Here is a 26,705-nt window from a genome sequence, read left to right on the forward strand (position 1 = left end):
ATTGATAAAGACTTTTGGCAGGGGAGGCGAGTTTTCCTCACCGGTCACACTGGGTTTAAGGGAAGTTGGCTCTCTTTGTGGCTGCAAAGTTTAGGCGTTCAGTTAACAGGCTATGCGCTGAGACCTCCCACCAACCCAAGTTTGTTTGAAGTGGCCAACGTTGCACAGGGAATGATTTCCATTGAGGGCGATATTCGCGATCTGGCGCACTTTCGCGAATCGATGCGAAGTGCTCAACCGGAAATTGTTATTCACATGGCAGCCCAGCCTTTGGTGCGTCAGTCATACCAAGACCCGGTGGAGACCTATTTCACTAATGTCATGGGCACGGTAAATCTGTTTGAGGCCGTGCGCGCCACACCAAGTGTCAAGGCGGTTGTGAATGTAACTACTGATAAGTGTTACGAGAACCGAGAGTGGGTTTGGGGTTACCGAGAAAATGACCCCATGGGTGGCTATGACCCTTACAGTAGCAGCAAAGGTTGTGCAGAGCTTGTGAGTGCTGCGTATCGATCGTCTTTCTTTAACCCCAAGGATTATGCAACGCATAGGGTTGCAGTAGCAACAGCACGAGCAGGTAATGTAATCGGCGGCGGTGACTGGGCGAAACACCGCTTGGTGCCCGATATTCTTGCTGCTTTTCAGAAAGAGACGCCTGCTCAAATTCGCAACCCGCATGCGATACGTCCCTGGCAGCATGTGCTGGAACCTTTGCGGGGATATCGCATGCTTGCCGAAAAATTGTTGAAAGAGGGGCCTAAATACGCCGAGGCTTGGAATTTTGGGCCGAATGATCAAGACGCAAAACCTGTGGGATGGCTCGCTACAGAATTGACAAAGCGCTGGGGCGAAAATGCAGCTTGGAACGCGAACTCAGGCCATCACCCGCATGAGGCACATTATCTGAAGCTTGACATTTCCAAGGCGAGAGCCGAACTTGATTGGAGACCAAAGCTACGAATCGCTGAGGCGCTGGATTTGGTAATAGACTGGACCAAGGCATACGCAGCTGGCACAGACATGAACAAATTTACCTTGGCACAAATCGCCAGCTATCAGGAAGTAACCACTACATGATTCAAAACGAAAAAACCGACAATCTGCGCGCCCAGATAGCGCAGCTTGTTGAGCAATACGCCAGCATCGCATTTGCCCAACAAGCATTTATGCCCGGAGTCCACGTTGTTCCCCCTTCAGGGAAAAAGATTGGCGAGGAAGAACTTAAGCTAATGGTTGAAGCATCGCTCGATGGATGGCTAACTACGGGGCGCTTTAACGACGAGTTCGAGAGAAAGCTCGCCCAATTCATTGGCGTTAAGCACTTGATTACTGTCAACTCGGGGTCGTCTGCCAACCTTGTGGCGTTTAATACGCTAACTAGCCCGAAGCTTGGTGACCGTGCGATTAAACCTGGTGATGAAGTAATTGGTGTTGCTGCTGGATTTCCCACCACGGTTAACCCAATTATTCAGTTCGGCGCTGTGCCGGTTTTTGTGGATGTCGAGCTTGGTACCTATAACATTAATGCGAGCAAGATCGAGGCCGCGATTAGCCCAAAAACCAAAGCGATCATGCTCGCCCACACTTTGGGCAATCCGTACAACCTAGATGTGGTGACCGCACTTTGCAAGAAATACGGTCTTTGGCTGATCGAAGATTGTTGCGATGCGCTAGGTTCAACTTATCACGGCCAAATGGTTGGCACTTTTGGCGATATCGGCACGCTTAGCTTTTACCCCGCACACCATATCACTATGGGTGAAGGTGGAGCTGTATTTACCAATGACTCGGAACTAAAACAGATTGCTGAAAGCTTTCGTGATTGGGGGCGGGATTGCTACTGTGCACCGGGTAAAGACAATACCTGTGGCAAGCGGTTTTGCTGGAAGTTGGGTAGCTTGCCGGAGGGCTACGATCATAAGTACACGTACTCGCACATTGGCTACAACCTAAAAATTACCGACGTGCAGGCCGCCTGCGGGCTTGCACAGCTGGCTAAAGCAGAATCTTTTATTCAGAAACGCAAGGAAAATTTTGCCTACCTAAGGGATAGGCTTCAGAACTGCGAAGAGTTCGTTATCCTACCAAAAGGCATCGAGAACTCCGACCCGTCTTGGTTTGGCTTTCCAATTACCTTAAAAGATAACGCCCCGGTTAGCCGGGTTGATCTTTTGACTTACTTGGATCAGAACAAAATCGGTACGCGACTACTATTTGCCGGCAATCTGACCCGTCAGCCCTCAATGATTGGTAAACATTATCGAATAAGTGGCGGGCTAACAAATACGGATGTTGTGATGAACAACACATTTTGGGTAGGCGTTCATCCTGCACTGACTGAGGAAATGCTTGCCTTTACGGCCGACAAGATTAACGCCTACCTAGGAACATCGTTTTGAATCCACTAGTGGATCAATTAACTGTAAAAACTTCAAGCTCTGTTCTTGAAGCTGTAAAGCGCATGGAAGAGAGTCGATTCCAGATCGTGTTTGTTGTCGATGAACATCGTATTCTTCAGGGGCTAATCACAAACGGTGATATTCGACGGCATCTCTTGGCTGGAGGCGATGCATCGGATAATGTTCATAAATGCATGAATACGCATTTTCGGAGTGTCGGCGTTGATGCGGGTCGAGAGGAAATCTTGAAACTTTTTGATCTAGGTTTCCATGTTGTTCCAAGGATTAGCGCTCAGCGTGAGCTCCTAGATCTGGTAACGCCAGACGCAGATTTGGCCTCACCAGAGGCTCCGATCCTTACCCGGGCTCGCGCTCCCGTAAGGATAAGCTTTTCTGGCGGCGGTTCAGATGTCACATATTTTTTTGTAGAGCGGCCAGGGGCGGTGTTGAGCACCACTGTGGCTTTATATAGCCACGCGACACTCGTGCCGAGGGCTGACAAGGAAATTAATATTTACTCAGAGGATCTTGGCACCCGTGAGCACTACGATAGCCTGATAAATCTACTCAATTCACCACAGCGTAGCTTGCTTGGATCTGTGGTGAGTGTCATTAAGCCCACTTACGGCTTTGATCTTTATGTGCGGTCAGATTTTCCGGTTGGTTCGGGACTAGGCGGCTCTTCCGCTGTGGCTACGGCAGTTGTGGCAGCTTTCAATGAGATGAGGTTGGATCACTGGTCTACCTATGAGGTTGCCGAACTTGCATTTCAGGCCGAAAGGCTTTGTTTTGGCGTTGCCGGAGGCTGGCAAGATCAATATGCGTCTGCTTTTGGTGGATTTAATTTAATCGAGCTCGGTGGTGAGAAGAACCTCGTTCATGCTATTCGACTAGAGTCGACAACATTGAATGAGTTAGAGCAGTGTTTGATATTTTGCGACACCAAAGCCAAGCATGACTCAGATGCTTTGCATAAGCAGCAGCGCTCAAGTTTTTCCGAGCAAGCAAAGGCTAGGTATGTAGAGGAGATGGTTGAGCTATGTCGCGTCATGCACAAGCAACTGATTCGCGGAGATTTACTCGAATTTGGCAAGAGCTTGGGCGATACCTGGAAACTAAAGCGAGGTTTGTCAGAGGGGATTAGTAACGAGCGCCTTGACTCAATATACTCCTGCGCGATTGACTCTGGAGCGTTAGGTGGGAAGCTTATGGGTGCGGGTGGCGGCGGTTTTTTTATGTTTTTTGTGCAGCCACAGTTTCGTCAGACCGTTACGCAGAAGCTTAAGGAAAAAGACTGCGCAATTTCTTCTTTTAGGTTTGAAACACAAGGCGTTACTTCCTGGCGCACAAAGGTTCATTGATCAACGTAATGGCTACTAAGATACCTCCAACTTTTAGTATCGATAATCATGTGATTGGCGGCTCTCGGGTTTTCGTGATCGCGGAAATCGGCAATAACCACCAGGGCGATATACAAATGGGGAGGCGGTTGGTAGATGCCGCTATCATGGCGGGCGCCGACTGCGTGAAATTTCAACTTCGTAACCGAGAAGCACTTTATCGCAGCCGTGCAGATGGTTTGAGCGCGGAAGACTTAGGGGCTGAATACATTCAAGATCTGCTAAATAAAGTAGAACTCACGCTCGATCAGCACAGAGACCTGCGCGAATACTGTCGCGAAAAGAAAATTACTTATATGTGTACGCCCTGGGACGAGTCCAGTGTAGAGGCCCTGGCTACAATGGGAGCTCACGCCATAAAGATCGCTTCCGCAGACCTTTGTAACCCCTACTTAATTGAAAAAGCGGCATTGCTTGGGTTGCCCCTAGTTCTTTCTACCGGAATGTCTTTCGAGCACGAAATCGAGCGTGCTGTTAAACAATTAAACCAACTGGCAGTGCCTTTTGCGCTACTTCATTGCAACAGCACCTACCCGGCGCCCGAATCCGATATACAGCTACCCTACATTAACCGGCTTCAAGAACTGCACCCGGTGATTGGTTATTCAGGCCACGAGCGCGGCACTGCGATCACCATTGCAGCTGTGGCTTTAGGTGCATGCATTGTAGAGCGGCACATTACTTTAGATCGCAATCTCGAGGGCCCTGATCATCTTGCGAGTCTAGAGCCTGGAGATTTTAAGCGCTTAGTAGAAGACATAAGAGCGGTTGAGCGGGCGCTTGAGTTCAGAGGACCAAAGCGTCATGTGAGTCAGGGAGAGCGCCTTAATCGGGAAAATCTAGCCAAGAGCGTTATCGCAAGCCGGGCAATTAAGGCAGGTGAAAATTTCAATGCCGATTGCTTTCGCGTTGCCAGCCCAGGCCAGGGTTTGCCACCCTATAGGATCCCAGAGCTGATCGGAAAGACCGCCCAGCGGAACTTTTTGGTTGGGGATTTTCTGTATGAAAGCGACATTACGGGAGAGAGCCATAAGAGCCACAGTTATTCCTTCCCGATTAAATGGGGAATTCCCGTTCGTTATCACGATTTCGTCAATTTTTCGCGTATCACTACGCCTGACTTGTTTGAATTTCACCTTTCGTACCGAGATTTGTCGCTCGACCCTGCTAAATTTTTGCGCATCACCGATTGCACCCGCTTAGTGGTGCATGCCCCAGAGTTATTCGAAAACAGCGAGTTACTAGATCTTGCGTCAAATGATAAAGGTTATCGCAAACGATCTATTAACAATTTGCAGCGTGTTGTCGACGCCACTCTGGCTATCGCCCCTTTTTTTCCAAAGGCTGATTCACTGCTGATAGTGGCTAATGTCGGTGGATTTTCTGCCGACGCACCATTTCCGATCGAACATCGAGCTAAGCTTTATGCGCGTTTTCACGACGCATGCAGGCAAATTAGCTGGGGTAAAACAGAGCTTATCCCCCAAAACATGGCACCATTTCCCTGGCACTTTGGTGGGCAGCGTCACCAGAATATTTTCATGATGCCAGACGAGTTAGCATACCAGGCAATGACGCAGAAACTTCGCATCTGTTTGGATTTGGCACACCTACAAATGACCTGCAACCGCTTTCGCTTAGATTTTCTCCAGGCCTTGAAGTTGCTGCTACCGCATACAGCGCACCTGCATGTATCCGATGCTGATGGCACGAACGGCGAAGGTGTTGTGATGGGCACTGGAGATGTCGATTGGCCCTCGGTCTGGCCCGAGATCTGTGAGACAGTGGGTGTGAGCTTTATTCCTGAAGTTTGGCAAGGCCATAAAGACAGCGGCGGGGGCTTTTGGCATGCACTTGATATATTAAAAGGACTAATCTCATTACCCTTGTCCGCCCCAGTGCCCCGCAAATTTTTATTCAACGGTAAATGCGATGAACTCTAAAGTTATTCTTCCGAAAATTCAGTCAGCAACTGACGTCGTTATATTTGGTGCTGGAAAGATGGGACAGCAGCTTGCGGCGCTACTTCGTAATCTGCCAATGAAGATAAATGTAAAGTACTTTCTTGCTAATTCAGGGACCGATACGGTAGTAGATGGCCTTGCCGTACGAGCCCCTTCCGAAGTTACCCTGGGGGGTAACGAACTAGTCCTTGTTGCATCCGCACGGAGCAACCACTTCGATATCGCTAATAGCCTAGCGGGTAAGATACCACATGAACAAGTACTTTTCCTGTCAGCAGTGGATATGGATGACTTGAAAAGGCTAGCTTTGTCAGCAATGCTTTACCGCATTGGCATAGACCCGGTTCTGCTTAAGTCAATGACCAACGACCTGTTTGGTTCGATTACGATGTTTGATAACGAGAACTATAACGGGAATATTCGTCGTAGGATGTTCGATATTGCTCTTGAAGAGTCAGCTCATTTTGTAATGGACTCAATGCCTGAGGCTAGAGCATTCTCAGACGTCTGGAGTTACCGCCAGTGGGTTCTAGAGAAGTCCAGAGCGAGTGGCCTTTGTCTAGAATTCGGGGTGGCTGATGGATCAACCCTAGATTTTTTCGCGAAAATTCGACCCGAGTCTGAGTTCTTTGGTTTTGATTCCTTCATCGGTTTGCCCGAGTTTTGGAAAGATGGTTTTGATAAAGGTCGATTCGCGCAACCACGCCTCCCCGAGGTACCTAGAAATGTCCAACTTATTAAGGGCTGGTTTTCGGACACTATCCCTGCGTTTTTCGCACAGTCTGATTTTTCGCACAAAGAAATTTCATTCTTGCATGTTGATTGTGACTTGTACTCTTCGACCCGCGACGTGTTGACCGGTTGCGCTTCGGGATTGAGACCGGGCACTGTAGTGGCGTTCGATGAATATTTTAATTATCCAGGCTGGCAAGGTCATGAGCACAAGGCGCTCCTTGAGTTCGCGCGTGAACGAGGCATGGCTTTTCGTTACATAGCATACGTTGAAAACGGAAACCAGGTTTCTATCGAAATTACCTCTATTACGCAGAGTGCATGATGAAATACAAAGAGCTCGGAAAAACTGGCTTGCAAGCTTCAGTCATTGGACTCGGAACATTCGAAATTGGCGGCTCTTCATGGTGGGACCCAGTTGACCGACGAGTAGCTGTTAACACTATTCGCAACGCAATCGACCTCGGTATCAACTTCGTCGATACGGCTCCAGTTTACGGATTTGGTCAGAGCGAAAAAATCGTCGGTGAGGCTATCCAAGATATCCGCGAGTCAGTTCTTCTTTGTACCAAGATCGGCGAAGAGTTCTCTGGCATGAACGAAGGTCGATTTCATTACAACCATGATGGAAAAAGTGTGTATACCTGCTTGAAGCCTGATGCTATCCAGCGGCAATTAGAGGAAAGTCTGCGTAATCTTAAGACGGATTATATTGACGTTTTGATGCCACATTTTTTCTTTGATGATCCCAGTGTTGGGCAAATTGATGACATCATGGAAAGCATGTTTCGGCTTATACATCAAGGAAAAATTCGTAGCGTCGGTCTGAGTAATGTTTTTCCGAATCATTTTCAGAAGTTTATTGAACTGGGGCAGTCCAAGATTGCCTGCGTGCAGTTATACACGAACGTCCTTGATCACGGTTTGATGAGCAACGACATACTGAAACAGGCTGTTGCTGAGGGCATTTCTGGGGTAGGTATCAACTGCCTTGCTAAAGGGGTGCTGGCAGGAGCTTTTCCAGACGATTATCAGGTCCGCGAGGGCTCCGAACGAAGTGAGTCACCATGGTTCCACGACGGACGTATTGCGCGGGTCAACCAAATGCTGGACTCCTGGTCCGCTCTGAGGGATAAGCACGGGGTAAGTTCGGCTTCGCTATCTCTTGCGTGGGTGTTGGCTCAGCGGGGTATTTCACACTTGTTGACTGGTGTTACAAATTTCGAACATGTTCTGGACGCCGCACGCGCCAGCGAAATCGAATTAAGTGTCGATGAATTGCAGTTAATGACCGTGAGCGCCTCCGCACTCCGTATCGAAACTGTGGAGTCATTGCTTGAAGTTGCGGCAGCAAAAGTTCACGCGATTGCCGAGAGTGGACGACCAGTAGCGATCTGGGGCGGAGGTGTGACGCTGGACTACATCTGCCGCCGCCTGCCGTTGGCCTCCTGTAACATTGTCGAAGTGTTCGACTCTAATCCAAAATTATCTGGACAGATACGGTTTGGTCGGAAAATCAAGTCATGGGCCCAGGCAGATCCTATTGACCCCTCTACAGTTTTGCTGGTCGCGATTCCAAAGCCTCCGGAGGAGCTAAACGCTATTTTGAAGAGCTTGAGTATAGGTTTTGACTCCGTCTGTCACCTCGGATATCTTAAGGCTCTCTGCAAATAGTCCTTCACAAACTTGTATTTCTGCCTGACATTCAAGTAGCATGCTTCCTGTCCCAGATACCTATAATATCGCCCGCTACGCTGTAGATCTCGTTGCTGCGCTCGGCTCCACACACGTTTTTACTTTAACCGGCGGCATGGCGATGCATCTGAACCGTGCTGTTGCTCAACATCCAACCCTAAAAGCTGTGTACTGCCAACACGAGCAGGCTTGCGTTGCTGCAGCCGAGGGATATGCGAAGGCTGCAAATTTTCGTCTTGCGGGCTTTGCCGTTGTCACTGCGGGGCCAGGTGCTTCCAATGCGGTGACTTCACTCATTTCTGCTTACGGTGATTCGACGCCAATGATTGTTCTGGCAGGGCAAATCAAGACAGCAGACATTGATTCGTTCGGCACACGGACCCACGGTATTCAGGAGATCAAGTCTAGGGAGTTGATTTCTCCTTGCGTGAAGAAATTTGTGCGTCTGGAAGCGCAGCAGTTCAGGCAGCAGCTGTTGGGCGCATGTTTGGAGGCTTTTTCTGGACGCCCAGGTCCTGTATTCATAGAGATCCCGTTAGATGTTCAAGGTCTACCCATCGAAACTTCCGTGGACGAAGTACAAAAAGCCGCGCAAACCATTCTTCGTCGGGTGCGTCAGCGAGTCAACCAAGGGGCAGGTACAGGCGAATTGAGTCAGGCACTAGGAGAATTGCTCAAGGCTAAGCGCCCGCTGCTTTATGTTGGCAATGGAGTTCGTATCACAGGGCAAGAGTCTGTGGTTCTGGAGTTTGCTGAACAACACCAAATACCGATGGTTTTTTCTTGGCTATCTTTCGATATGGTTCCAGGCAATCATCCTTTGAATTTTGGTTGCCCCGGCGGTCTAGCGCCAATATACTCGAATCAACTTCTTTGTGATGCTGATGTGATCATTTTCCTCGGCGCTCGCCTAGATTTGGGTACTACTGCATTCCAGCGAGGGTTTTTTGGAAGTCAAGCTAACCGCTGGATCATAGATGTGGATTCGGCTGAACTTGCCAAGTTCTCAGGAATGCCAAACACTGGAACCATCGAAGCTGACTTACGTGATCTACCATTTGCGATTTCTAACCTTCAGAACCAGGCTGCATGTGCTGATCCCAGATGGTTTTCCGAAGTTTCAGTGATGCGTGAGAGTTACATGATCGAAGAGCGGCAACGGCTGAGCAGTAAGAAATTTACTGTTTACGGCGTCGGAAGAGTGCTCTCGGAAGTTTCGGCCTCAAAAGTTTTCGTTTCTGCCAGTTCTGGGTACGCAGAAGAGACCTTTACTCGGTTTTTTTCCCCGAAACTTAACACTCGTTTTTTTAATGGTGCTGCCCTGGGTGCTATGGGCATGGGTCTTCCGAATGCAATTGGCGCGGCATTTGCTACTGAGCTTCCTGTAATGTGTATGGAAGCTGATGGTGGTCTCATGTTGAATATCCAAGAGTTGGCTACTCTCTCACACTATAGACCGCCGGGATATGTACTATTCATTTTGAATAATGGTGGCTATGAATCTATTCGTTCCTCACAGAAGCGTCACTTTGGTAAAGTGTATGGTGCTGACGCGGAATCAGGGCTTTTTCTCCCCGATTTTAAGGATATTGCTGCTGCTTTCAAGCTTAACTATGTTCGTATAGATAACGAAGAAGCTCTGGAATCTTTTGTGGATAACTTAAATTCCAGCGCGCCTCCTGTTATTGCGGATCTTTATGTTGAAAAGTTTGAATATCGAGGCCCCTCAGTCAAGACCGTAATCGACGCTCAAGGACGTCTTTCCACCAGCTCTCTGAAGGAAATTAGCTGGTGAAAACCGCAACTGTCTTTGGTGCAAGCGGCGGTCTGGCGCATGCTCTTTGCCAAGAGTTACTGGCTCAAGGTTGGCAGGTTGATGCGGTGTCTAGGTCTGCGCGTGCGGCTCGAGTCCAGCAAACATTTGCAGCGCACATTGCCAGCGGACAAATGCGTCTCTCTCTAGTACAAGACCGCTACAGCGAGTTCACATTTTCGCGCTCCAACGATGCCGTATTTCTTACTCAGGCTTTATTCGAGCCCATGCCTCTCGCCGCAATGACCGCTCAGGGTGTGAGTGATGAAGTTACGGTCGGCCTAACAGATCCGATGAACTTGGTTCGTTCTTTTCTTCACGCTTTTCCTTCGGTCCCCGGTATGCGCAGAAATATTTGTTTTGTCGGTTCGACATCAGCGTACGCTGGCTTCGAGAACACTTCTGTTTACTGCGCACTCAAACACGGTCTACTTGGTTTTGTGCGTGCGCTAAACCAAGAGTATGCAGCCACCGATGATCGCTTCTGGCTGTTTTCAATGGGCACGATGCATACTGAGATGGGTCGTAAAGTCCTGGGGCAGGATTCCTCCAGCTACCTAAATCCGTTGGATGTTGCCCAGCGGATGGTTTCGGCCATTGCGGACCCCTCTAATGTATTTGAACCGGAGGTAATCATGCGGCGGCGTACCATCAAATTTTTAGAACCATGAGTGCTTGTATTGTTACTGGATGCGCTACCGGCAACGGACTCGCAATTGCTCGCCAGCTAATGGCCGATGGACACCACGTTATTGGGGTCGACCGAAGTCAACTGGCTACCGGTTCCGAAGACTGGCTCCTCATCGGTGATGTGTTGGATGAAGATATAAAAACAATCGCATTTAAGAGAGCACTAACACTTGGCCGTGGTCATATTTTTTTGGTCAATAACGCTGGCATCACGCGCCCGGAGTTTCCGCAGTCTGACAAATCCTGGGACCTCACGGTCGATGTGAATCTGAAGGCCCCCTTCCAGTGGTCTCGCGCCTTTTCGGAATATGTCGCCAGCGGCGTCATTCAATCTGGGGGCATAGTCTTCATCGGGTCTCTAGCGACGATGACGGGCTTCCCTAGGAATCCGGCGTATCAGGCGTCTAAGTCAGGGGTTGTCGGTCTGGCGCGTGCATTTGCTTTCGATCTAGGCCCTTTTGGCATTCGCTCTAACTGCGTATCGCCCGGCTACATCCAGACCTCTATGACCGCAGGATCATATAACACCCCCGAATTGAATGACGCTCGTAAACGTCACATGCTGCTGGGTCGCTGGGGAAAACCTGAGGATGTGGCCAATGCAGTGTCATTTTTTTGCAGCGAGCAATCCAACTACATCACAGGCGTCAATCTGCCTGTTGATGGTGGTTGGATGGCCTGCGGTTTGACGAACTGAGTTTGCGGCGTTTGGGCGTAATGTTTGCGAAAAGATCCGCTCACAGAGCAAGGAAAGAAAAAATTGTCAGACTGTTTTGGGATATCTCACTTTGTGAGATGACTAAATCGGTGCGTTATATGCGGGAATGTCCAACATAAGGAATGAATTATGTACAGTTGGAGAGGAAAACGTGAAAGTCTGTTCGCGCTCAAATGAATAGCATCGTTTTGTGCGGTGGCTTAGGAACCCGTCTCGGGGGGCTTACACGTACAACCCCAAAGCCTCTATTGGAGGTCGCGGGGAAGCCGTTTATTTCGCACGTGCTGGAGAAACTGCGAGCGGCTGGGGTTACTTATGTATGTTTAGCAGTAGGTTTCCAGTGGGAGAAGATAAGAGCGGCGCTCGGCGACTCCTGGGCCGGGCTCTCGTTAAGTTATTCAGTAGAGTCAAAGCCGTTGGGCACTGGGGGAGCTGTGCGCAAAGCTTTGCAGTCAATGTGCTGGTCGGAAGCTTTCGTTGTTAATGGCGATACGTTGGTCGATGTAGAACTTCTTGCCATGCGCAATCTGGCATTGAGTCGTGATGCGGATCTGGTGATTGCGTTAAAAAATGTTGAAGAAACTGCGCGTTATGGCAGGGTAAATCTGTTACAAAGTTCCCGAATCGCTTCTTTTAGTGAAAAAGGATTGTCAGATCCCGGCCTGATTAATGCTGGTTTGTATTGGTTGAAAGCCGAAGCTCTTAATTGCTTTCAAGGTGAGGTTTTTAGCCTTGAGAGGGACATAATGGCTTCGCACGTTCATGACTTGTCGATTTACGGTTTTGTCACTCCAGGTTATTTCATAGATATGGGAATTCCGGAGGATTTGGAGCGTGCTCGGCGTGAGTTATCCGATCGGGCCTCTAATCTGCACGATCGATCCTGAAACGGCAATCCCAAAAGCTCACTACATCAAGAACATAAAAAGTTGAAAAGCAAGAAAAAAATCTTCTTGACGGGTGGAACTGGATTTTTTGGGAAAGCGCTGCTTCGGCATTGGTTAGGTATCGCAGAACGTGATGACGCCGCCACTCCTGAAGTTCTTGTTTTTTCAAGAGAACCTGAGAGTTTTCTAAAAGGATACCCTGAGCTTGCAAATCATGACTGGCTAGGCTTTCACAAAGGCGATGTGTTACGCCAAGATTCTTTTCCTGAGGATATTTTTGACTTTGTTTTGCATGCTGCTGCAGATTCAACTGCAGGGGTGAAGCTGTCTCCAGTAGAGCGATACGATCAGATAGCGAGCGGAACTCGAAATACGCTCGATTTTGCGGTTAGATCGGGGGCATCTCGTTTTCTTTTAACGAGTTCAGGGGCTGTCTATGGTCCACAGCCTAGTGGTATGGCTTTGATACCAGAGGATTACTGTGGCATGCCCGACCCTTTAAATACGAACAATGCTTATGGCGTGGCAAAGCGTGCTGCTGAGCATTTATGTACTTTATATCAGGAGAAGTACGGTATTGAGACTGTCATCGCCAGGTGTTTCGCGTTTGTGGGCCAAGATCTTCCGCTAGATGTGCACTTTGCAATTGGGAACTTTATTCGCGATGCACTTTGGCGCGATGAGATTACCGTATCAGGGGATGGCACTGCGGTTCGGTCTTACCTGGATCAATCAGATTTAGCTGTGTGGCTCATGACTTTATTAGAGGAAGGCAAGCCGGGCCACGCTTATAATGTCGGGTCAGATAGGCCGATCAAAATTGCAGATCTCGCCCGATTGGTAAGGGATACGATCTCACCCAACAAAAAAGTAAACATCTTTGGTCAGCCATCTGCGACTGATGCGAATCGGTCGCATTATGTTCCGGATATAACTCGTGTAAAAAAGGAATTAGGTCTTGGCGTAACGGTGGCGCTCGAAGATGCAATTCGTAAAACGGCGCTAGCACATCGATAAAGTATCTTCTCGACCAACTTACTGCTAAAGACATCGCTTCGATCTTGATGGAGCCTTAATTGACTCCGCGCTTATAATTCTCGAAAGAAGAGTGTTCATTCAAACCTGTGGTGCCCCTGCACGCCTCACTAATTGGGCCGCCTTTGATGGAAACGCTAGCAAAAGTTTCGGGATCCTCAAGGCCCGAGGTTTTGGTGCTTCTCTCAGAGGCGTTTGAGGAACACTACGACAATTACGGTTATAAGAAAACTAAGCACTTTGAGGGCGTGCCAGAGTTGCTGGCAACCCGTAAAAATCTTGGTCATGTTATGTACATTGCCACAAATAAGCGGAAGGTCCCGACAGATAAGATTCTTGATTTACTTGGGTGGCGAGACTTTTTTGAGATGATGTATAGCCTTGACTGTTATTAACCAGCCTTATTAAACAAGTCCGAACTTCTAGCTGCGGTTGTTGAAAACCGCATGCTAGCCCTGCGTGACGTGAAGTATGTTGGTGATCTTGAAGATGATGGAACTGCTGTCGCTGATAATGCGATAGATTTTGTTCGGGTTAGCTGGGGTTACGAGGCTGCTTAACGATTTCCTGTTTATTACGATACTGATGAGAGATGAAAACACTCGAAATTCTGATTCCGACTCACAAAAGGCCACACAGCGCAGCAGAGGCAATGGAGTCGGCGCTTATTTGCGAGGATGTGCGCTTCGGTATTCGATGTAATTCAAATGGATTCGAACCTTTGCTCGAAAGATATCGAGCATTTGATTCACGGCTGATCTATGATTCATTTGATAAAAATATGGGTGCCCTTGCCAACGGGGCGTATCTCTTGTCGGCAACAAACGCAAAGTTTTGTATGCTCCTATCCGATGAGGACAGGGTTGACACAAAAAGCATTCCTGAGCTCGTCGATTTTCTCGAAAATTTAAGTGCTGATGTATCTGTAATTAGTTGCTCCGTTTTTGATCTTATTCAGAACCGTTTTTATTTCCTTCCGCATGAGAGATATAAGAACATCTCCTGTGACATCAATTTATACGCAGCGCTTGGGCTAATTCCTAGCTACATGTCTGGGATCGTTTTTCGCACGGAAAGTCTACATCGTCTCAACTTAGAGCATTTTATCCGGCCGGCCCCCGGAAATGCCTATGGTCATTTGGATATAGCTCTAAAATTGCTTGTAAATTCCAAGCTTAGGTTCTATTTTCCAAAGCTTGTCCTGAAAGGAAAGGAAATTAAATTAGGGGGAGACGGCTATTCTCACAAATCCAAAAGCCATGCTACTACAGTTCGAAATAACCTTGATCTAAACCCTGAGGTTTACGGACCGTATGCTCGAGTTCGGCAGTTTTACTATCAATTGGCGCAATTATCGAGCGTTAAAACCAGTCTTGAGAAAATTCCGTACTTATTGGCTATTTCTCGTAATGCTTTGGACTTTATCAACGCAGTTCGTGGTTCAGCAAATGTGGTTGTGTTATCGAGCGGTGCAATGTTGCGCACAGAAATCCAGCGGGGGCTAGCGGACTCCTTTCTTGAGGAACCGAAAAGCCGTTCTTTTATCTCACGAATTTTTGCGTTTGCTATACTGAGTTCCCCTTCTGTATTTAACCTGGTAGTTCGTCCTTCCGCCTTTGTTCTCCGTATTCTTGGTAGGTTATATACAGAAGTTGCGGTCAACAGAATAATCTTGAAAAATTCAGAATAAGCGAGCACCTGTAACTGGATAATTTTTCGCTTTGTCTGTTTGACTATTGCAAAAGGTACAGCCCTCAAAAAATTTCGTAGTATAAAACACAGGATATCTAATTTTGGCGTTCAAAAATAAAGCTGTGGTCGCTTTGGTTCCTGCTAGGGGGGGGTCGAAAGCGGTGCCTGGAAAAAACCTACGTTCTTTGGGAGGTAAGCCCTTGGTTACGCATACTTTGCGGGCGGCTATCGGTTGCGATTTAGTTGATCAAGTGGTTCTGTCGTCCGATTCAAATGCGATCTTGAGCTTGGGTCGAGAAGCTGGAGTAGTTATCCATCGGCGTTCCGCTATTGCGTCGAATGATTCTGCTACAGCCTTCGATGTTGTGTCTGACTTTATTAATTACTTGGGTCCAGCTAAAGCTGTTGAAGATAGCTACCTTGTTTACCTTCAACCGACATCACCTTTTCGAACAAGCGCTCATATTCGCGCTGCTTTTGAGCTAATGATGGCAACAGAGTGTGACATGTGCGTCAGCGTTGTTGAGACAACCCAAAGCCCTTATAAATCATACACTTTGGATTCTAAAGGTCGGCTTCGATCCTTATTCGATGAGGCTCAAACGAATGCGAACAGACAAAGCTTGCCGTCTGTCTACCATCCAAATGGAGCCATTTATATATTTCCAGTTCACCAATTTGTCAGGCGTGGCGTGTTCCCGACGAATGGTGCAGTGCCCTATATTATGTCAGTAGCAGACAGCATCGATATTGATTCAGAAGAAGACTTTGTCTTAGCGGAGAGCTTATGTCGCCGGAGCTAGTCATCAGTGGTCGGAAAATTGGTCGAAGCTATCCGCCAATTGTGGTGGCGGAAGTTGGCATTAATCACGAGGGCTCACTCGAAACGGCGATAGCTATGGCGGATGCCGCTATCGATGCCGGCGCTGAGATCATCAAGCATCAGACGCATATCGTCGACGATGAAATGTCTGAGGAGGCGCGCTCTGTTATTCCCGGTAACGCCGATGTGTCGATCCATGAGATTATGACGCGCTGTGCTCTAAATGAAGTAGAGGAGCGAGCGTTGATGGAGCATGTGAACGCGCGAGGTGCTATTTTTATCAGTACACCATTTTCGCGCGCGGCAGCTAATCGACTCATTAGTTTCAATGTTCCTGCCTTTAAGATCGGTTCGGGTGAGTGCAACAACTATCCGCTCATTCGTCATATCGCACGTGCTGGGAAACCAGTCATTATCAGCACTGGCATGAATACCATCGACTCCATCCGGCCGACGGTCCAGATCTTGCGCGAGGCATCTATACCTTTTGCGCTGCTCCACTGCACGAATGTCTACCCAACGCCGCCCGAGTTGGTTCGCCTTGGAGCTATGCAGATACTTCAGGAAGCTTTTCCTGACGCGGTCATAGGCTTATCAGATCACACTTTGTCGAACCACACTTGTTTTGGTGCTGTTGCTTTGGGCGCATCCATTCTGGAACGTCATTTCACCGACCGCATGGACAGGCCCGGGCCAGATATAGTGTGTTCAATGGACCCGCCCGCCCTAAGGGATCTGATAGAAGGTTCGTCTGTGATTTGGTCGGCACGAGGCGGTGAGAAGGCCGCTGTTGCCGAAGAGGCGCCGACAATAGCATTTGCTTTTGCCTCGGTTGTCGCGGTTCGCGATATCGCTGCGGGCGAGCAACTCAGCGAGCACAACATCTGGGTGAAGCGTCCGGGCGGTGGAGATTTCACGGCCGCCGACTATGAAGCGCTGCTTGGCAGGAAGGCGGCCGCCGATATTCGCGCTGGCTTTCAATTGAAAAGAGTCGACGTCTCGCAATGAGCGCCCCGCTTCGCCGCAAGATCGTCTTCCTGACCGGGACGCGGGCCGACTTCGGCAAGCTGAAGCCGCTCATGCTCCGCTTGCAGGCAGATGAGCACTTTGAAGTGCAAGTGTTCATCACTGGCATGCATATGCTCTCGAAGTACGGCTCGACCTGGGACGAGGTTCGCAAGGCCGGTCTGCTTAACCTCTACCGGTTCATCAATCAGAATGAAAACGATTCAATGGACCAGATCCTGGCCAAGACCGTCGCCGGCTTGTCGGATTACATCAAGGAGATGGAGCCCGATCTGATCGTCGTGCACGGTGACCGGATCGAGGCGCTTGCCGGCGCGATCGTCGGCGCACTCAACAATATCCGCGTCGCGCACATCGAGGGAGGGGAGGTCTCGGGAACGATTGACGAAGTGATTCGGCATTCGATCTCGAAAATGTCGCATCTGCATTTTGTCGCCAACGAGCAGGCCAGGAAACGTTTGGTGCAACTCGGCGAACGCGGTGAAACGATCCACGTGATCGGTTCGCCGGACATTGACGTTATGAATTCGACGGATCTGCCCTCGCTCGATGAGGTACAGCGCTACTACGGCTTTGCTTTCGGCGAGTATGCGATCCTGATGTTCCATCCGGTGACGACCGAACTCAAACAGATTCGTCAGCAGATCGCCGTCCTCGTCGACAGCGTTCTCCAGTCAGAGCAGAACTTCGTCGTTCTCTACCCAAACAACGATCATGGGACCGACATCATCCTCTACGAGTACGCCCGGCTCCGCGGCTGCAGTCGAATCGCCGTCTACCCATCGATGCGTTTCGAGTATTTCCTGACGCTGCTGAAGCACGCGCGTTACATTATTGGCAACTCGAGCGCCGGCATCCGCGAAGCGCCGCATTTCGGCGTGCCGACGATCAACCTCGGCTCGCGTCAGCACAGGCGCGTGCAGACGCCGTCGGTGATGGACGTCCCGATCACGCACCGAGACATACTCGGCGCCATCGCGCTCGTGCCGTCGATGCCGCGGACGCCGCGCAAGCTGTTCGGCGACGGCAACAGCGCCGTCGCTTTCTACCAGATCTTGCGGGCGGCGGAAACCTGGGATGGGGAAATACAAAAGCACTTCGTCGACTGCATTTAGTTCGGCGAGCACTCAGCGACTCCGCGACCCCCGACTTGAACAAGCCGAAATGAACTCCTCACAGCACAGCGATAACCTGACGCAGGAAGCACAGGCCTTCGATCTCCAGATCGAGGAAAGGATCGCCAACGGCCACGTGCCCGACCTGCGACTAACGAATCCCTGCGACTATTTCTACAACAACTCCTGGCGTCGGCCCGAATTCGTGAAGCTCGACTTCGTCGAGCAGTTCGAGCTGATTCGCGACGCCATCACCCGCTTGACCGGGCGCAGCGCGGCCGACGTGCGCGTACTGGAAGTCGGCTGCGGGCCGGGCTACCTGAGCCTCGAGCTCGCGCGCAGCGGCTTCGAGGTCGTCGGACTGGATCTGTCGAGCAAGTGCATCGAGGTTGCGCAGCAGGTCGCCGAGCGCGATCCGTGGAAAGGCGAGCGCGGCACGCTGCGCTTTATCGCCGGCGATTATTTCTGCCATCCCGACCTGCACGCCGAGAGCTTCGATGCGATCGTCTTTCTCGGCGCGCTGTATCACTTCGCCGACCAGCGCGTGATACAGCAGCGGGCGCGCGACCTGCTCAAGCCGGGCGGGCTGATCCTAGTGCACGAGCCGGTGCGCGATCGCGTCGAAAAGGGCAGCGCGGCGTTCGCCTTGCTGCTGTCGACGCTGCTTTCGCTCGGCGGTAATTTCTACAAGGACGTTCCCTTGCGCGACGAGCCCGACGCCATTGCGGCCGAAGTCGAGCGCCTGTACAACAGCCTGCGCTACGAGTCCGAGGATGGCAGCAACCTGCAGTCGATAAACGACAACGAAGCGGGCTACGCCGAAATGTACCCTTTGCTCACCGAACACTTTGCGCAAGCGCATTTCGAGTGGCGCTACGCCTTCTTCCACGAGTTCATTGGCGGCCTGCGCTACGGCGAGGCCGCCAATGCGCGCGTCGCCCGATTCCTCAAGGAAATGGACAGAATCCTCGTTGAGGCGGGCACCTTGCCCGCAACCGAATTTTTCTACGTTGGCCGCAAGAACTGATCATGTCTAATACATATTTTGGTTTGCCCGAAAAGGTCTTGTTCTGCAAGTCCTGCGTCATCTCCAATCAGCGCCCGAGCTCGACCGTCGAGTTCAAGCACAAGCGCGACGAGAAGAAAACTACCATCGGCTTCGGCGATGACGGTATGTGCGACGCATGCCGCTACAACGAAGTGAAGGCATCGACGATCGACTGGGCGCGGCGTGAGGAGCAACTCGTCGCCCTACTCGACAAGCATCGCCGCAGCGGCGGCTATGACGTAATCGTTCCCGGCAGTGGCGGCAAGGACAGCGCCTATACCGCGCACGTGCTCAAGTACCGCTACGGCATGAATCCTCTGACCGTGACCTGGGCGCCGCACAAGTACACCGAGATTGGCTGGAAGAATTTCGAGAACTGGATGCACGTCGGCGGCCTGGACAACATCCTGTTCACGCCGAACGGCAGTCTGCACCGCTACTTGACGCGTCTGGCCTTTCTGAATCTGCTGCACCCCTTCCAACCATTCATCGTCGGCCAGCGCATCATCGGTCCGCTGATGGCCGCGAAATTCCACGTGCCGCTGGTGATGTACGGCGAGAATCAGGCTGAATACGGCAACAACCCGAACGAAAACTACGTGCCGACGATGGACCGGAAATTCTTTTCGGTGGGGCGCGCTGAAGACATCGTTCTCGGTGGAAAGTTGATTGGCGACATCATCGCTGAGGGCAAATTTAAGCTAAACGACTTCGCGCCATATATTCCGCCAAGCGCCGACTATCTCGAGAGCAAGGGAGTTGAAGTGCATTATCTCGGCTACTATCTTAAGTGGGACCCGCAGGAGTGCTACTACTACGCAGTCGAGCATACTGGCTTCCAAGCAAATACTGAGCGCACCGAGGGGACTTACTCCAAGTACAGTAGCATCGACGACCGTGTCGACATGTTCCACTACTACACGACGCTGATCAAATTTGGGATAGGCCGCGCCACTTATGACGCAGCGCAGGAGATCCGTAACGGCAAGATCACGCGCGAGGAGGGCGTTCAGCTTGTTCGGCGCTATGATCAGGAATTCCCGCGCAAATACTTTCAGGAGTTTCTTGATTACATTTCTGTGAGCGAAGAAGAGTTTCACGCCACCGTCGACAAGTTCCGCTCGCCGCATCTCTGGGAAAAGCGCGACGGCGAGTGGCTACTCAAGCACGCGGTGTGGAAATCCGCGTGAGCAGCGCACGCAACGTCCGGCTGATCGCCCGCCTTGACATCAAGGGACCAAACCTGATCAAGGGCATCCATCTGGAAGGCTTGCGGGTGATCGGTTCGCCACAGGAGCATGCGCTCAAGTACTACCTGCAGGGCGCCGACGAGCTTATCTACATGGACTGTGTCGCCAGCCTTTACGGTCGTAACCATCTCGGCGAGATCATCAGTCTGGCCGCGCGCGACATCTTCGTTCCAATGACGGTGGGCGGCGGCATTCGCTCGGTCGCCGATGCGACCCAGATTCTGCGGGCCGGCGCCGACAAGGTCGCAGTCAACACGGCCGCACTGGCTAACCCGACTTTGATCAGTAGCATCGCAAGGCGTTTCGGAAGCCAGTGTATGGTGCTATCGATCGAGGCCAAGCAAGTCGGGCCTGAACGTTGGGAAGCCTATACCGATAATGGCCGCGAGCGGACCGGTAAGGACGTCATTGAATGGGTCCGCGAGGGCGTTGCGCTGGGCGCCGGCGAAATTCTGCTGACTTCCGTCGATCGCGAGGGCACTCGCAAGGGATTCGATTTACCCCTGATTCGCGCAGTTACCTCGGTTGTCTCTGTGCCGGTAATCACGAGCGGGGGCATGGGTAGCCCTGAAGATGCTGTGGATGCCGTTGTAGAGGGAGGGGCTGATGCGGTTGCGATGGCCGATATTCTCCACTACAGCCGGGCTTCGCTTGGTAAGATCCGCGAGACATGTCGCTGGGCGGGACTGAACGTTAGGGAATATGCGCCGCGCTGAAGTCATCGTCATCGATTACGGAATGGGTAATCTGCTGAGTGTCCAGCGCGCTCTCGAGCATCTCGGTGCGCGGGTGCGTGTCAGCGCCGAACCGGAACGCATCCGTATGGCCGAGAGGGTCGTCTTGCCGGGCGTCGGTGCGTTTCCCGACGCGATGGAAGAACTACATCGCCGCGGACTGGTATCGGTGATCCGCGAGATCGCCGACCGCGGGACACCGTTGCTGGGGATCTGCCTAGGGATGCAGCTACTTTTTGAAAAGGGTTTCGAGTTCATGGAAATTGAAGGCCTAGGATTAATCCCAGGTTACGTTGTGAATATACCTAGAGAAAAACATGACGGCACGATTCGAAAAATTCCTCATATTGGATGGAACTCGCTTCTATACTCCGGCGATAACCGAATGCTCACGGATTTAAGAGTGGGTGATTCTGTATATTTTGTGCATTCCTATATGGCGCAGCCGGTAGCAGAGGGAGATCAAATTGCTCATTGCTTCTACGACGGCATTTCAATTCCTGCAGTAGTTCTAAAAGAGAATGTTGTGGGGTGTCAGTTTCATCCGGAAAAGAGTGGGCCTGTTGGTTTGCAAATATTAAAAAATTTTATAAGCGAAAAATCTGCAACGGCCGCTCAGCGAACTGACCATTGGGCTTTGTAATGAAGCTGGCAAACTGGTTGACTAGCTTTTTGTCTCAATATTTTATAATTTTGAGGAGAATAAACCTAAATGACGACACGAGACGCCTTAAACATTGTGATGTACTGTTTTTTTGTCATGACGTAGACAGGGGAGTTAGTTTAAATGGCAAAGCTTACGCGCCATTATGTGACAGCGTAAGAGAGTATTGTGTAAGTAAAGGTTTGAGATGTATCACAATAGCGCATCCGTGGTCAAAACATACAGGTGCTCGTGCATTTGGTGCGCCGATCGCTATTAATCGTAGTTATTTTTTTGATCGCCTGACGAAGAAGCTTCATCAGCTTTTAAACATTAACTTGTTTGTACAAAAAAATGTTTTCGAAAAAATTTTAAAAAAAACCGGGGCGCTCCTGATAATAACAATTGGTTCGCCAAATGATTTGAGTCATGCGGCTCGAAAAGGAGGTGTTTTTCATATCGAGCTATTGCATGGACAGGGCTACTCTTTCGTCCAGTGGGGTTGGGATCGACTGCCGCCAGATTCCCTTCCGCAGGGAGTCCTCTCGCTAGACGAAGTGTCAACCCGAGCTTTTAGAGAACTTGAGCATAGCGGAATAGTGGTTAGACAAATTCCACATCCCTTTCTTCGTCGCTTCTTGCCGGGTAAGCAATCTGCACTCCCTAACGAGTGGATTTATAACCGTTCTTATTCGGATAAGTATAAAAAAACAGTGCTAATTTCTCTTCAATGGGGCTACGCGGAGGATCACGGCGACCATTGGTATCTAAAGGATATTTTGAATAATGGTTTGTTTTATGAAGAAATAGCTGAGTTGGTTGCCGAGAGAAGAGACATTTTTTGGAGATTCCGTTTCCACCCCGTTCAACTAAGGCAGCGTAAATATCAGTACCTCTTGGATTTTATGGATAACTTTGTGGCCGCAAATCCAAATAGCGAGTGGCGAGAGTCGTCTTTTTTGCCGATCCCATCCGTTGCCATGAACTGCGACTGCAATATAACCATGTCATCAATGGCTTCTTACGACGTTGCCGCCATAGGACTGCCGTCGCTACTCCTCTGTCCCAGTGTATTACCAGGCGGAGCTCTCCAAAACAGTTTCGAAGATCTGGTGAAAGAAGGTTATGCCACTAAAAGCAAGATAGCCAAAAGACATGTTTATGAATGGATTTCTAATGCTCGGCAAACGGCACCGCGAATTGAAGGCCTTGATGATGACGAAAAATGGGAAGAGACGTTTCGGGAAATTTTCCAGATCGCAGGTCTTGAAAAGAGGATCGTTGTAAATTGATAGAAAATCTTCCGATTGGAGTAGTAGATGTAGGTTTGGGCAACGTCAACTCGATTCATCGAATGATCGAAAGAGCGGGGGGGCGGTCTGTATCGGTTGTGAAAGCTTCGGACTTAAAAACGATTCGGGCGATAATTTTGCCCGGCGTAGGGCATTTTGATGCAGCAATTAACGCAATCCGCTCAGCATGCTTATCTGCCCCGTTGCGTGATTTTATAAGCGACACAAGTAAACCGGTGCTCGGCATCTGCCTTGGTATGCACTTGCTTTGTCGATGTAGTGAAGAAGGAGTAATACCGGGACTAGGCTTCGTAAATGCAGATGTGAAAAAATTCAGGTTTTCTAACCAACAAAACTATAACATTCCCCACATGGGATGGAATGTTGTCGAAAGCGCGAGAGCGAATCCACTACTACCCTTTCAAACTGGGGAGCATCGATACTATTTCGTCCATTCTTATCGTGTGCTCCCTGATGACCCGACAATAATAGTCGGACACACAGACTACGGCGGAAGGTTTTGCGCGGCATTTCAACAAGGAAATATCTTTGGTGTGCAGTTCCATCCCGAAAAGAGTCATCGGTTCGGTCTGGAGCTAATGAAGCGTTTTGTGGCGCTATAGAGCATGTTGAAGCATCGCGTAATACCGGCGTTGTTGCTTAAGAGTAATGGTCTCGTAAAAACGGTAAAATTTAAAGATCCGAAATATGTTGGCGACCCGATCAACGCGATTCGAATTTTTAATGAAAAGGAGGTTGATGAGCTAATGGTATTGGACATTAACGCTAGCAGAGAGAACCGTGAGCCTAACTATGAGCTTATTGAGCAGTTTGCTGGCGAATGTTTTATGCCATTAGCCTACGGTGGCGGTATTAAAAAGATTGAGCAGGCAAGAAAACTTTTTTCTCTTGGTGTCGAAAAAATATGTCTTCAAACCGCAGCATATGAAGACCCACACCTCATAAGAGTTTTGGTAAGCGAATTCGGTAGTCAAAGTGTAATGGTTTCTGTCGACGTAAAGCGCGATTTTTTCGGACGAGCAAAGGTTTATATTGCAAGTCTTGGGAAAACTGTAGCCGTAGGCTTTCAAGAAGTGATATCTAGGTTTGTTGAAGCTGGTGCTGGGGAAATCTTGCTCAACGCTGTCGATAAGGACGGGACTCTATCTGGCCCAGATTTAGGCTTGATACAACAGGCCAGTCAAAATCTGCGGATTCCTCTGATTGCTTTGGGCGGGATTTCAAGTCTTGCGGACATCAAAGCAGCCATAGAAGCCGGTGCAAGCGCTGTTGCCGCAGGCGCTTTTTTTGTCTACCACGGCACACACCGTGCAGTACTTATAACCTACCCCGAGTATAAAGAGCTTGAAGAGCTTTTTGCATACAAGCAGGTGAGAAATTAATGAATAAACAGTATCAGCAGTGCACACGCTGTGTAATGGATACCACAGCCTCAGATATTGCGTTTGACGATCAAGGAGTCTGCAACTACTGCACGGAATTTATCGAGCGATCAGGCCATGTTATCCATGAAGACGCATCTGCAAAAGAAGCGAGGCTGAATGAGCTTGTTGCTAAGGTGAAAGCCTCTGGGCGAGGCAAACCATACGACTGCATTGTGGGAGTGTCGGGTGGTGTGGACAGTTCCTGGACCTTTGTTGAGGTAAAGCGTTTAGGTCTTCGCCCCCTAGCGGTTCATATGGACAATGGCTGGAATTCGGAGTTGGCGCAAAACAACATCGCCAATCTTGTACGGGGTTTGGGTGTGGATTTATACACACATGTGATTGACTGGGATGAGTACCGTGAGTTGATGCAAGCGTTTTTCGATGCAGATGTGATCGATGTGGAGCTACTCTACGATAACGCTATGCTCGCCGTAAACTACCAGCAGGCTGCAAAGTATGGCTTGAAATACATTCTTGCGGGTACAAACCAAGCGACAGAAGGCATGCGCATGCCCCCTGGGTGGAATTGGTTTAAGTACGATAAGCGAAATATCGTAACCCTTGCTAAAAGGCATGGATTGAGTGGACTAAAGAGTTTTCCGGCAATCGGAACGCTAGGCGTTGTTTGGCAGCGCTTTATTGGAGGCGTTCGCTGGACATCTTTTCTAGATTATCTGCCCTACAACAAGTTTGAAGTGCTAGATGTCCTTGAGAAGCAGTATGGTTATAAGCGTTACCCTTTTAAGCATTATGAATCTATTTTTACTAGGTTCTATCAAGGCTATATTTTGCCCAGAAAGTTTGGGGTCGATAAGCGAAAATTACACCTAGCCACGCTTGTGGCTGCAGGGCAGCTATCGCGTGACGAGGCTTTAAAAGGTTTGGCGGGAATCCCGTACCCTACAGAAGCCGAGATGCAGGCGGATGTTGCCTACTTTCTCAAGAAAATGAGATGGAGTGAGAAGGATTTGGACAGTTACCTAACCAGGCCTGAGGTGTCACATGGCGCTTACGGAAGCGAGAAGATCTTCTGGGACAGTTTGCTGAAGATTTACAAGCGACTTTAAAAATGAAGAAAATTCTAGTTATAGGTCATTCTGATATAAGAAATACTTACGGAGCTTCAACAAGTATCCGTACACATTTAAACTTAATGGGAGATACAAATTTAGGTTTTTATCATATATGTCAGAAATCAATTGTAAGAGGATATAGGAAAGAAAGTGAACCATTCATAAGATTCAAATTTAAAGAGATGTGGGTACCCTTTGATCAAGACATAATCAAGGATAAAAATCAAGGATTTTTAGCTAATTTAATTGGGGTATGGGTGCCAAATTTAATGTATTCCTTGACCCGTTATAAAATTAAAAACGAAGTTGAGAACTATCGCCCTGAGGTAATTCATTTAAATAGTATTGTTTTGATAAGGCTGGCAAACTTCTTGTGGCGGCCTTGGTCGAAAATTATTATACATGTTAGAGAAATTATAAGTTCAGACAAAAAAGATCTTTTTTTAAAATATATTGATATAATTGACTTATTTATTTGCATTGATGCAAGTGTGCGTGACTCATTAATCAGATCTTTCCCCTCAATCGAATCATCAAAAGTTATAGTCATAAAAAATCCATTTCTTATTGGCTTTAATCAGGATGAACATTTAAGAAAATTATTTGCTGGAGATGGGATAAAATTTGCCGTGGTTGGGGGTATTTATCCTGCGAAGGGTGTTGAATTTATTTGTAGATATTTTTTAGATTGTCAGAATATGAACATAAAATTATACATAGTCGGCAAAATCAACAGGCTTGCTAAAAAGATAAAAAATAAATATAAATCCCAAAAAATTATATGGCTGGATGAAGTTGATGAATTTTCCGCGCGAGGCGGATTTATGAATATTGATATACTGGCAAGAGGTGAGTCGGAGTTTTGTACTGGAAGATCAACATATGAAGCTTTAGAGAGTGGTTGCTATGTTATTCAGCCAGGTACTATTAAAGATTTGGAAAGAGATCCTGAATTATCAGTTTATTCGAATCAGATCAATTTCTATGAGCCAAGGTCTGGCGTTTCATTTGTTCAAGCAATCAGTGATACTCTTGATCGCTTAAAATTTTCGCCCAAAAGATTAGAAGTCAAACATACAAGCCTCAATAAATATAAGAATCAAATTATGTGTGTCTATCAAAGTTTAATATAATGCCTCTTTATTGTCTGGTTGGCTTGGCCCTGTAGTCTTCCTAAATAAGACACTGGGGGTGCGGAATTTTCTGTTGTTTGGCAGTATTTGACGAC

24 protein-coding genes are annotated in these 26,705 nt (G+C 49.0%); all 24 read left to right on the forward strand.

Going from position 1 to position 26,705, the window contains the following annotated elements; genetic code table 11:
* The 24 genes from rfbG (at position 1) to AOB54_01780 (ending at position 26,610) form a co-directional block, all read left to right on the forward strand.
* Entirely contained in the window at positions 1-1,077 is a 1,077-nt protein-coding gene (rfbG, locus tag AOB54_01665; GenBank protein WVN42733.1) for a CDP-glucose 4,6-dehydratase, read from the forward strand.
* Positions 1,074-2,399: a lipopolysaccharide biosynthesis protein RfbH gene (gene rfbH, locus AOB54_01670; protein WVN42116.1), complete on the forward strand. Its 1,326-nt coding sequence runs from the start codon at positions 1,074-1,076 to the stop codon at positions 2,397-2,399. Before rfbG ends, rfbH begins: the two co-directional genes overlap by 4 nt.
* Positions 2,396-3,760: a CBS domain-containing protein gene (locus AOB54_01675; protein WVN42117.1), complete on the forward strand. Its 1,365-nt coding sequence runs from the start codon at positions 2,396-2,398 to the stop codon at positions 3,758-3,760. The genes rfbH and AOB54_01675 overlap by 4 nt, the downstream gene beginning before the upstream one ends.
* Before the next feature lie 8 nt (positions 3,761-3,768).
* Positions 3,769-5,742 (forward strand): N-acetylneuraminate synthase family protein, encoded by a 1,974-nt coding sequence (locus AOB54_01680; protein ID WVN42118.1) that lies wholly within the window; start codon positions 3,769-3,771, stop codon positions 5,740-5,742.
* On the forward strand, positions 5,732-6,820 hold the full coding sequence (locus AOB54_01685) for a class I SAM-dependent methyltransferase (GenBank protein ID WVN42119.1): 1,089 nt from the start codon (positions 5,732-5,734) through the stop codon (positions 6,818-6,820). The genes AOB54_01680 and AOB54_01685 overlap by 11 nt, the downstream gene beginning before the upstream one ends.
* On the forward strand, positions 6,817-8,169 hold the full coding sequence (locus AOB54_01690; protein ID WVN42120.1) for an aldo/keto reductase: 1,353 nt from the start codon (positions 6,817-6,819) through the stop codon (positions 8,167-8,169). The genes AOB54_01685 and AOB54_01690 overlap by 4 nt, the downstream gene beginning before the upstream one ends.
* A 40-nt stretch (positions 8,170-8,209) precedes the next feature.
* The gene (locus AOB54_01695; GenBank protein WVN42121.1) at positions 8,210-9,985 is read left to right on the forward strand and encodes a thiamine pyrophosphate-binding protein; all 1,776 of its coding nucleotides are present in this window, start codon (positions 8,210-8,212) and stop codon (positions 9,983-9,985) included.
* Positions 9,982-10,674 (forward strand): SDR family oxidoreductase, encoded by a 693-nt coding sequence (locus tag AOB54_01700; protein WVN42122.1) that lies wholly within the window; start codon positions 9,982-9,984, stop codon positions 10,672-10,674. Before AOB54_01695 ends, AOB54_01700 begins: the two co-directional genes overlap by 4 nt.
* Positions 10,671-11,390: an SDR family oxidoreductase gene (locus tag AOB54_01705; GenBank protein ID WVN42123.1), complete on the forward strand. Its 720-nt coding sequence runs from the start codon at positions 10,671-10,673 to the stop codon at positions 11,388-11,390. Before AOB54_01700 ends, AOB54_01705 begins: the two co-directional genes overlap by 4 nt.
* A gap of 194 nt (positions 11,391-11,584) precedes the next feature.
* Complete coding sequence (locus AOB54_01710; protein ID WVN42124.1) at positions 11,585-12,298, forward strand: sugar phosphate nucleotidyltransferase; 714 nt, start codon at positions 11,585-11,587, stop codon at positions 12,296-12,298.
* Between the two features lie 42 nt (positions 12,299-12,340).
* Complete coding sequence (locus AOB54_01715; protein WVN42125.1) at positions 12,341-13,315, forward strand: NAD-dependent epimerase/dehydratase family protein; 975 nt, start codon at positions 12,341-12,343, stop codon at positions 13,313-13,315.
* Between the two features lie 610 nt (positions 13,316-13,925).
* Positions 13,926-15,023 (forward strand): glycosyltransferase, encoded by a 1,098-nt coding sequence (locus AOB54_01720; GenBank protein WVN42126.1) that lies wholly within the window; start codon positions 13,926-13,928, stop codon positions 15,021-15,023.
* Between the two features lie 103 nt (positions 15,024-15,126).
* Entirely contained in the window at positions 15,127-15,828 is a 702-nt protein-coding gene (locus AOB54_01725) for an acylneuraminate cytidylyltransferase family protein (GenBank protein ID WVN42127.1), read from the forward strand.
* Positions 15,813-16,856 (forward strand): N-acetylneuraminate synthase family protein, encoded by a 1,044-nt coding sequence (locus AOB54_01730; protein ID WVN42128.1) that lies wholly within the window; start codon positions 15,813-15,815, stop codon positions 16,854-16,856. Before AOB54_01725 ends, AOB54_01730 begins: the two co-directional genes overlap by 16 nt.
* Positions 16,853-17,989: a UDP-N-acetylglucosamine 2-epimerase gene (gene neuC, locus AOB54_01735; GenBank protein WVN42129.1), complete on the forward strand. Its 1,137-nt coding sequence runs from the start codon at positions 16,853-16,855 to the stop codon at positions 17,987-17,989. The genes AOB54_01730 and neuC overlap by 4 nt, the downstream gene beginning before the upstream one ends.
* Positions 17,990-18,038: 49 nt before the next feature.
* Positions 18,039-19,016 carry a class I SAM-dependent methyltransferase gene (locus tag AOB54_01740; GenBank protein WVN42130.1) on the forward strand — a complete coding sequence of 326 codons (978 nt, stop codon included), beginning with the start codon at positions 18,039-18,041 and terminating at the stop codon, positions 19,014-19,016.
* Between the two features lie 2 nt (positions 19,017-19,018).
* Positions 19,019-20,227: an N-acetyl sugar amidotransferase gene (locus AOB54_01745; protein ID WVN42131.1), complete on the forward strand. Its 1,209-nt coding sequence runs from the start codon at positions 19,019-19,021 to the stop codon at positions 20,225-20,227.
* Positions 20,218-21,003 carry an imidazole glycerol phosphate synthase cyclase subunit gene (locus AOB54_01750; GenBank protein WVN42734.1) on the forward strand — a complete coding sequence of 262 codons (786 nt, stop codon included), beginning with the start codon at positions 20,218-20,220 and terminating at the stop codon, positions 21,001-21,003. The genes AOB54_01745 and AOB54_01750 overlap by 10 nt, the downstream gene beginning before the upstream one ends.
* Complete coding sequence (gene hisH / locus AOB54_01755) at positions 20,990-21,664, forward strand: imidazole glycerol phosphate synthase subunit HisH (protein WVN42132.1); 675 nt, start codon at positions 20,990-20,992, stop codon at positions 21,662-21,664. Before AOB54_01750 ends, hisH (AOB54_01755) begins: the two co-directional genes overlap by 14 nt.
* The gene (locus AOB54_01760; protein ID WVN42133.1) at positions 21,664-22,956 is read left to right on the forward strand and encodes a hypothetical protein; all 1,293 of its coding nucleotides are present in this window, start codon (positions 21,664-21,666) and stop codon (positions 22,954-22,956) included. The genes hisH (AOB54_01755) and AOB54_01760 overlap by 1 nt, the downstream gene beginning before the upstream one ends.
* Positions 22,953-23,579, forward strand: a complete 627-nt coding sequence (hisH, locus tag AOB54_01765; protein WVN42134.1) for an imidazole glycerol phosphate synthase subunit HisH — start codon at positions 22,953-22,955, stop codon at positions 23,577-23,579. The genes AOB54_01760 and hisH (AOB54_01765) overlap by 4 nt, the downstream gene beginning before the upstream one ends.
* 3 nt (positions 23,580-23,582) lie before the next feature.
* Complete coding sequence (locus tag AOB54_01770) at positions 23,583-24,359, forward strand: AglZ/HisF2 family acetamidino modification protein (GenBank protein ID WVN42135.1); 777 nt, start codon at positions 23,583-23,585, stop codon at positions 24,357-24,359.
* Positions 24,359-25,471, forward strand: coding sequence for an N-acetyl sugar amidotransferase (locus tag AOB54_01775; GenBank protein ID WVN42136.1), 1,113 nt, complete (start codon positions 24,359-24,361; stop codon positions 25,469-25,471). Before AOB54_01770 ends, AOB54_01775 begins: the two co-directional genes overlap by 1 nt.
* Positions 25,472-25,473: 2 nt before the next feature.
* On the forward strand, positions 25,474-26,610 hold the full coding sequence (locus AOB54_01780; GenBank protein ID WVN42137.1) for a glycosyltransferase: 1,137 nt from the start codon (positions 25,474-25,476) through the stop codon (positions 26,608-26,610).
* The last annotated feature ends 95 nt before the right edge of the window (positions 26,611-26,705 follow it).

Origin of the sequence: beta proteobacterium MWH-UniP1, from assembly GCA_036362785.1 — a bacterium.
GTDB lineage: Bacteria > Pseudomonadota > Gammaproteobacteria > Burkholderiales > Burkholderiaceae_A > Lacustribacter.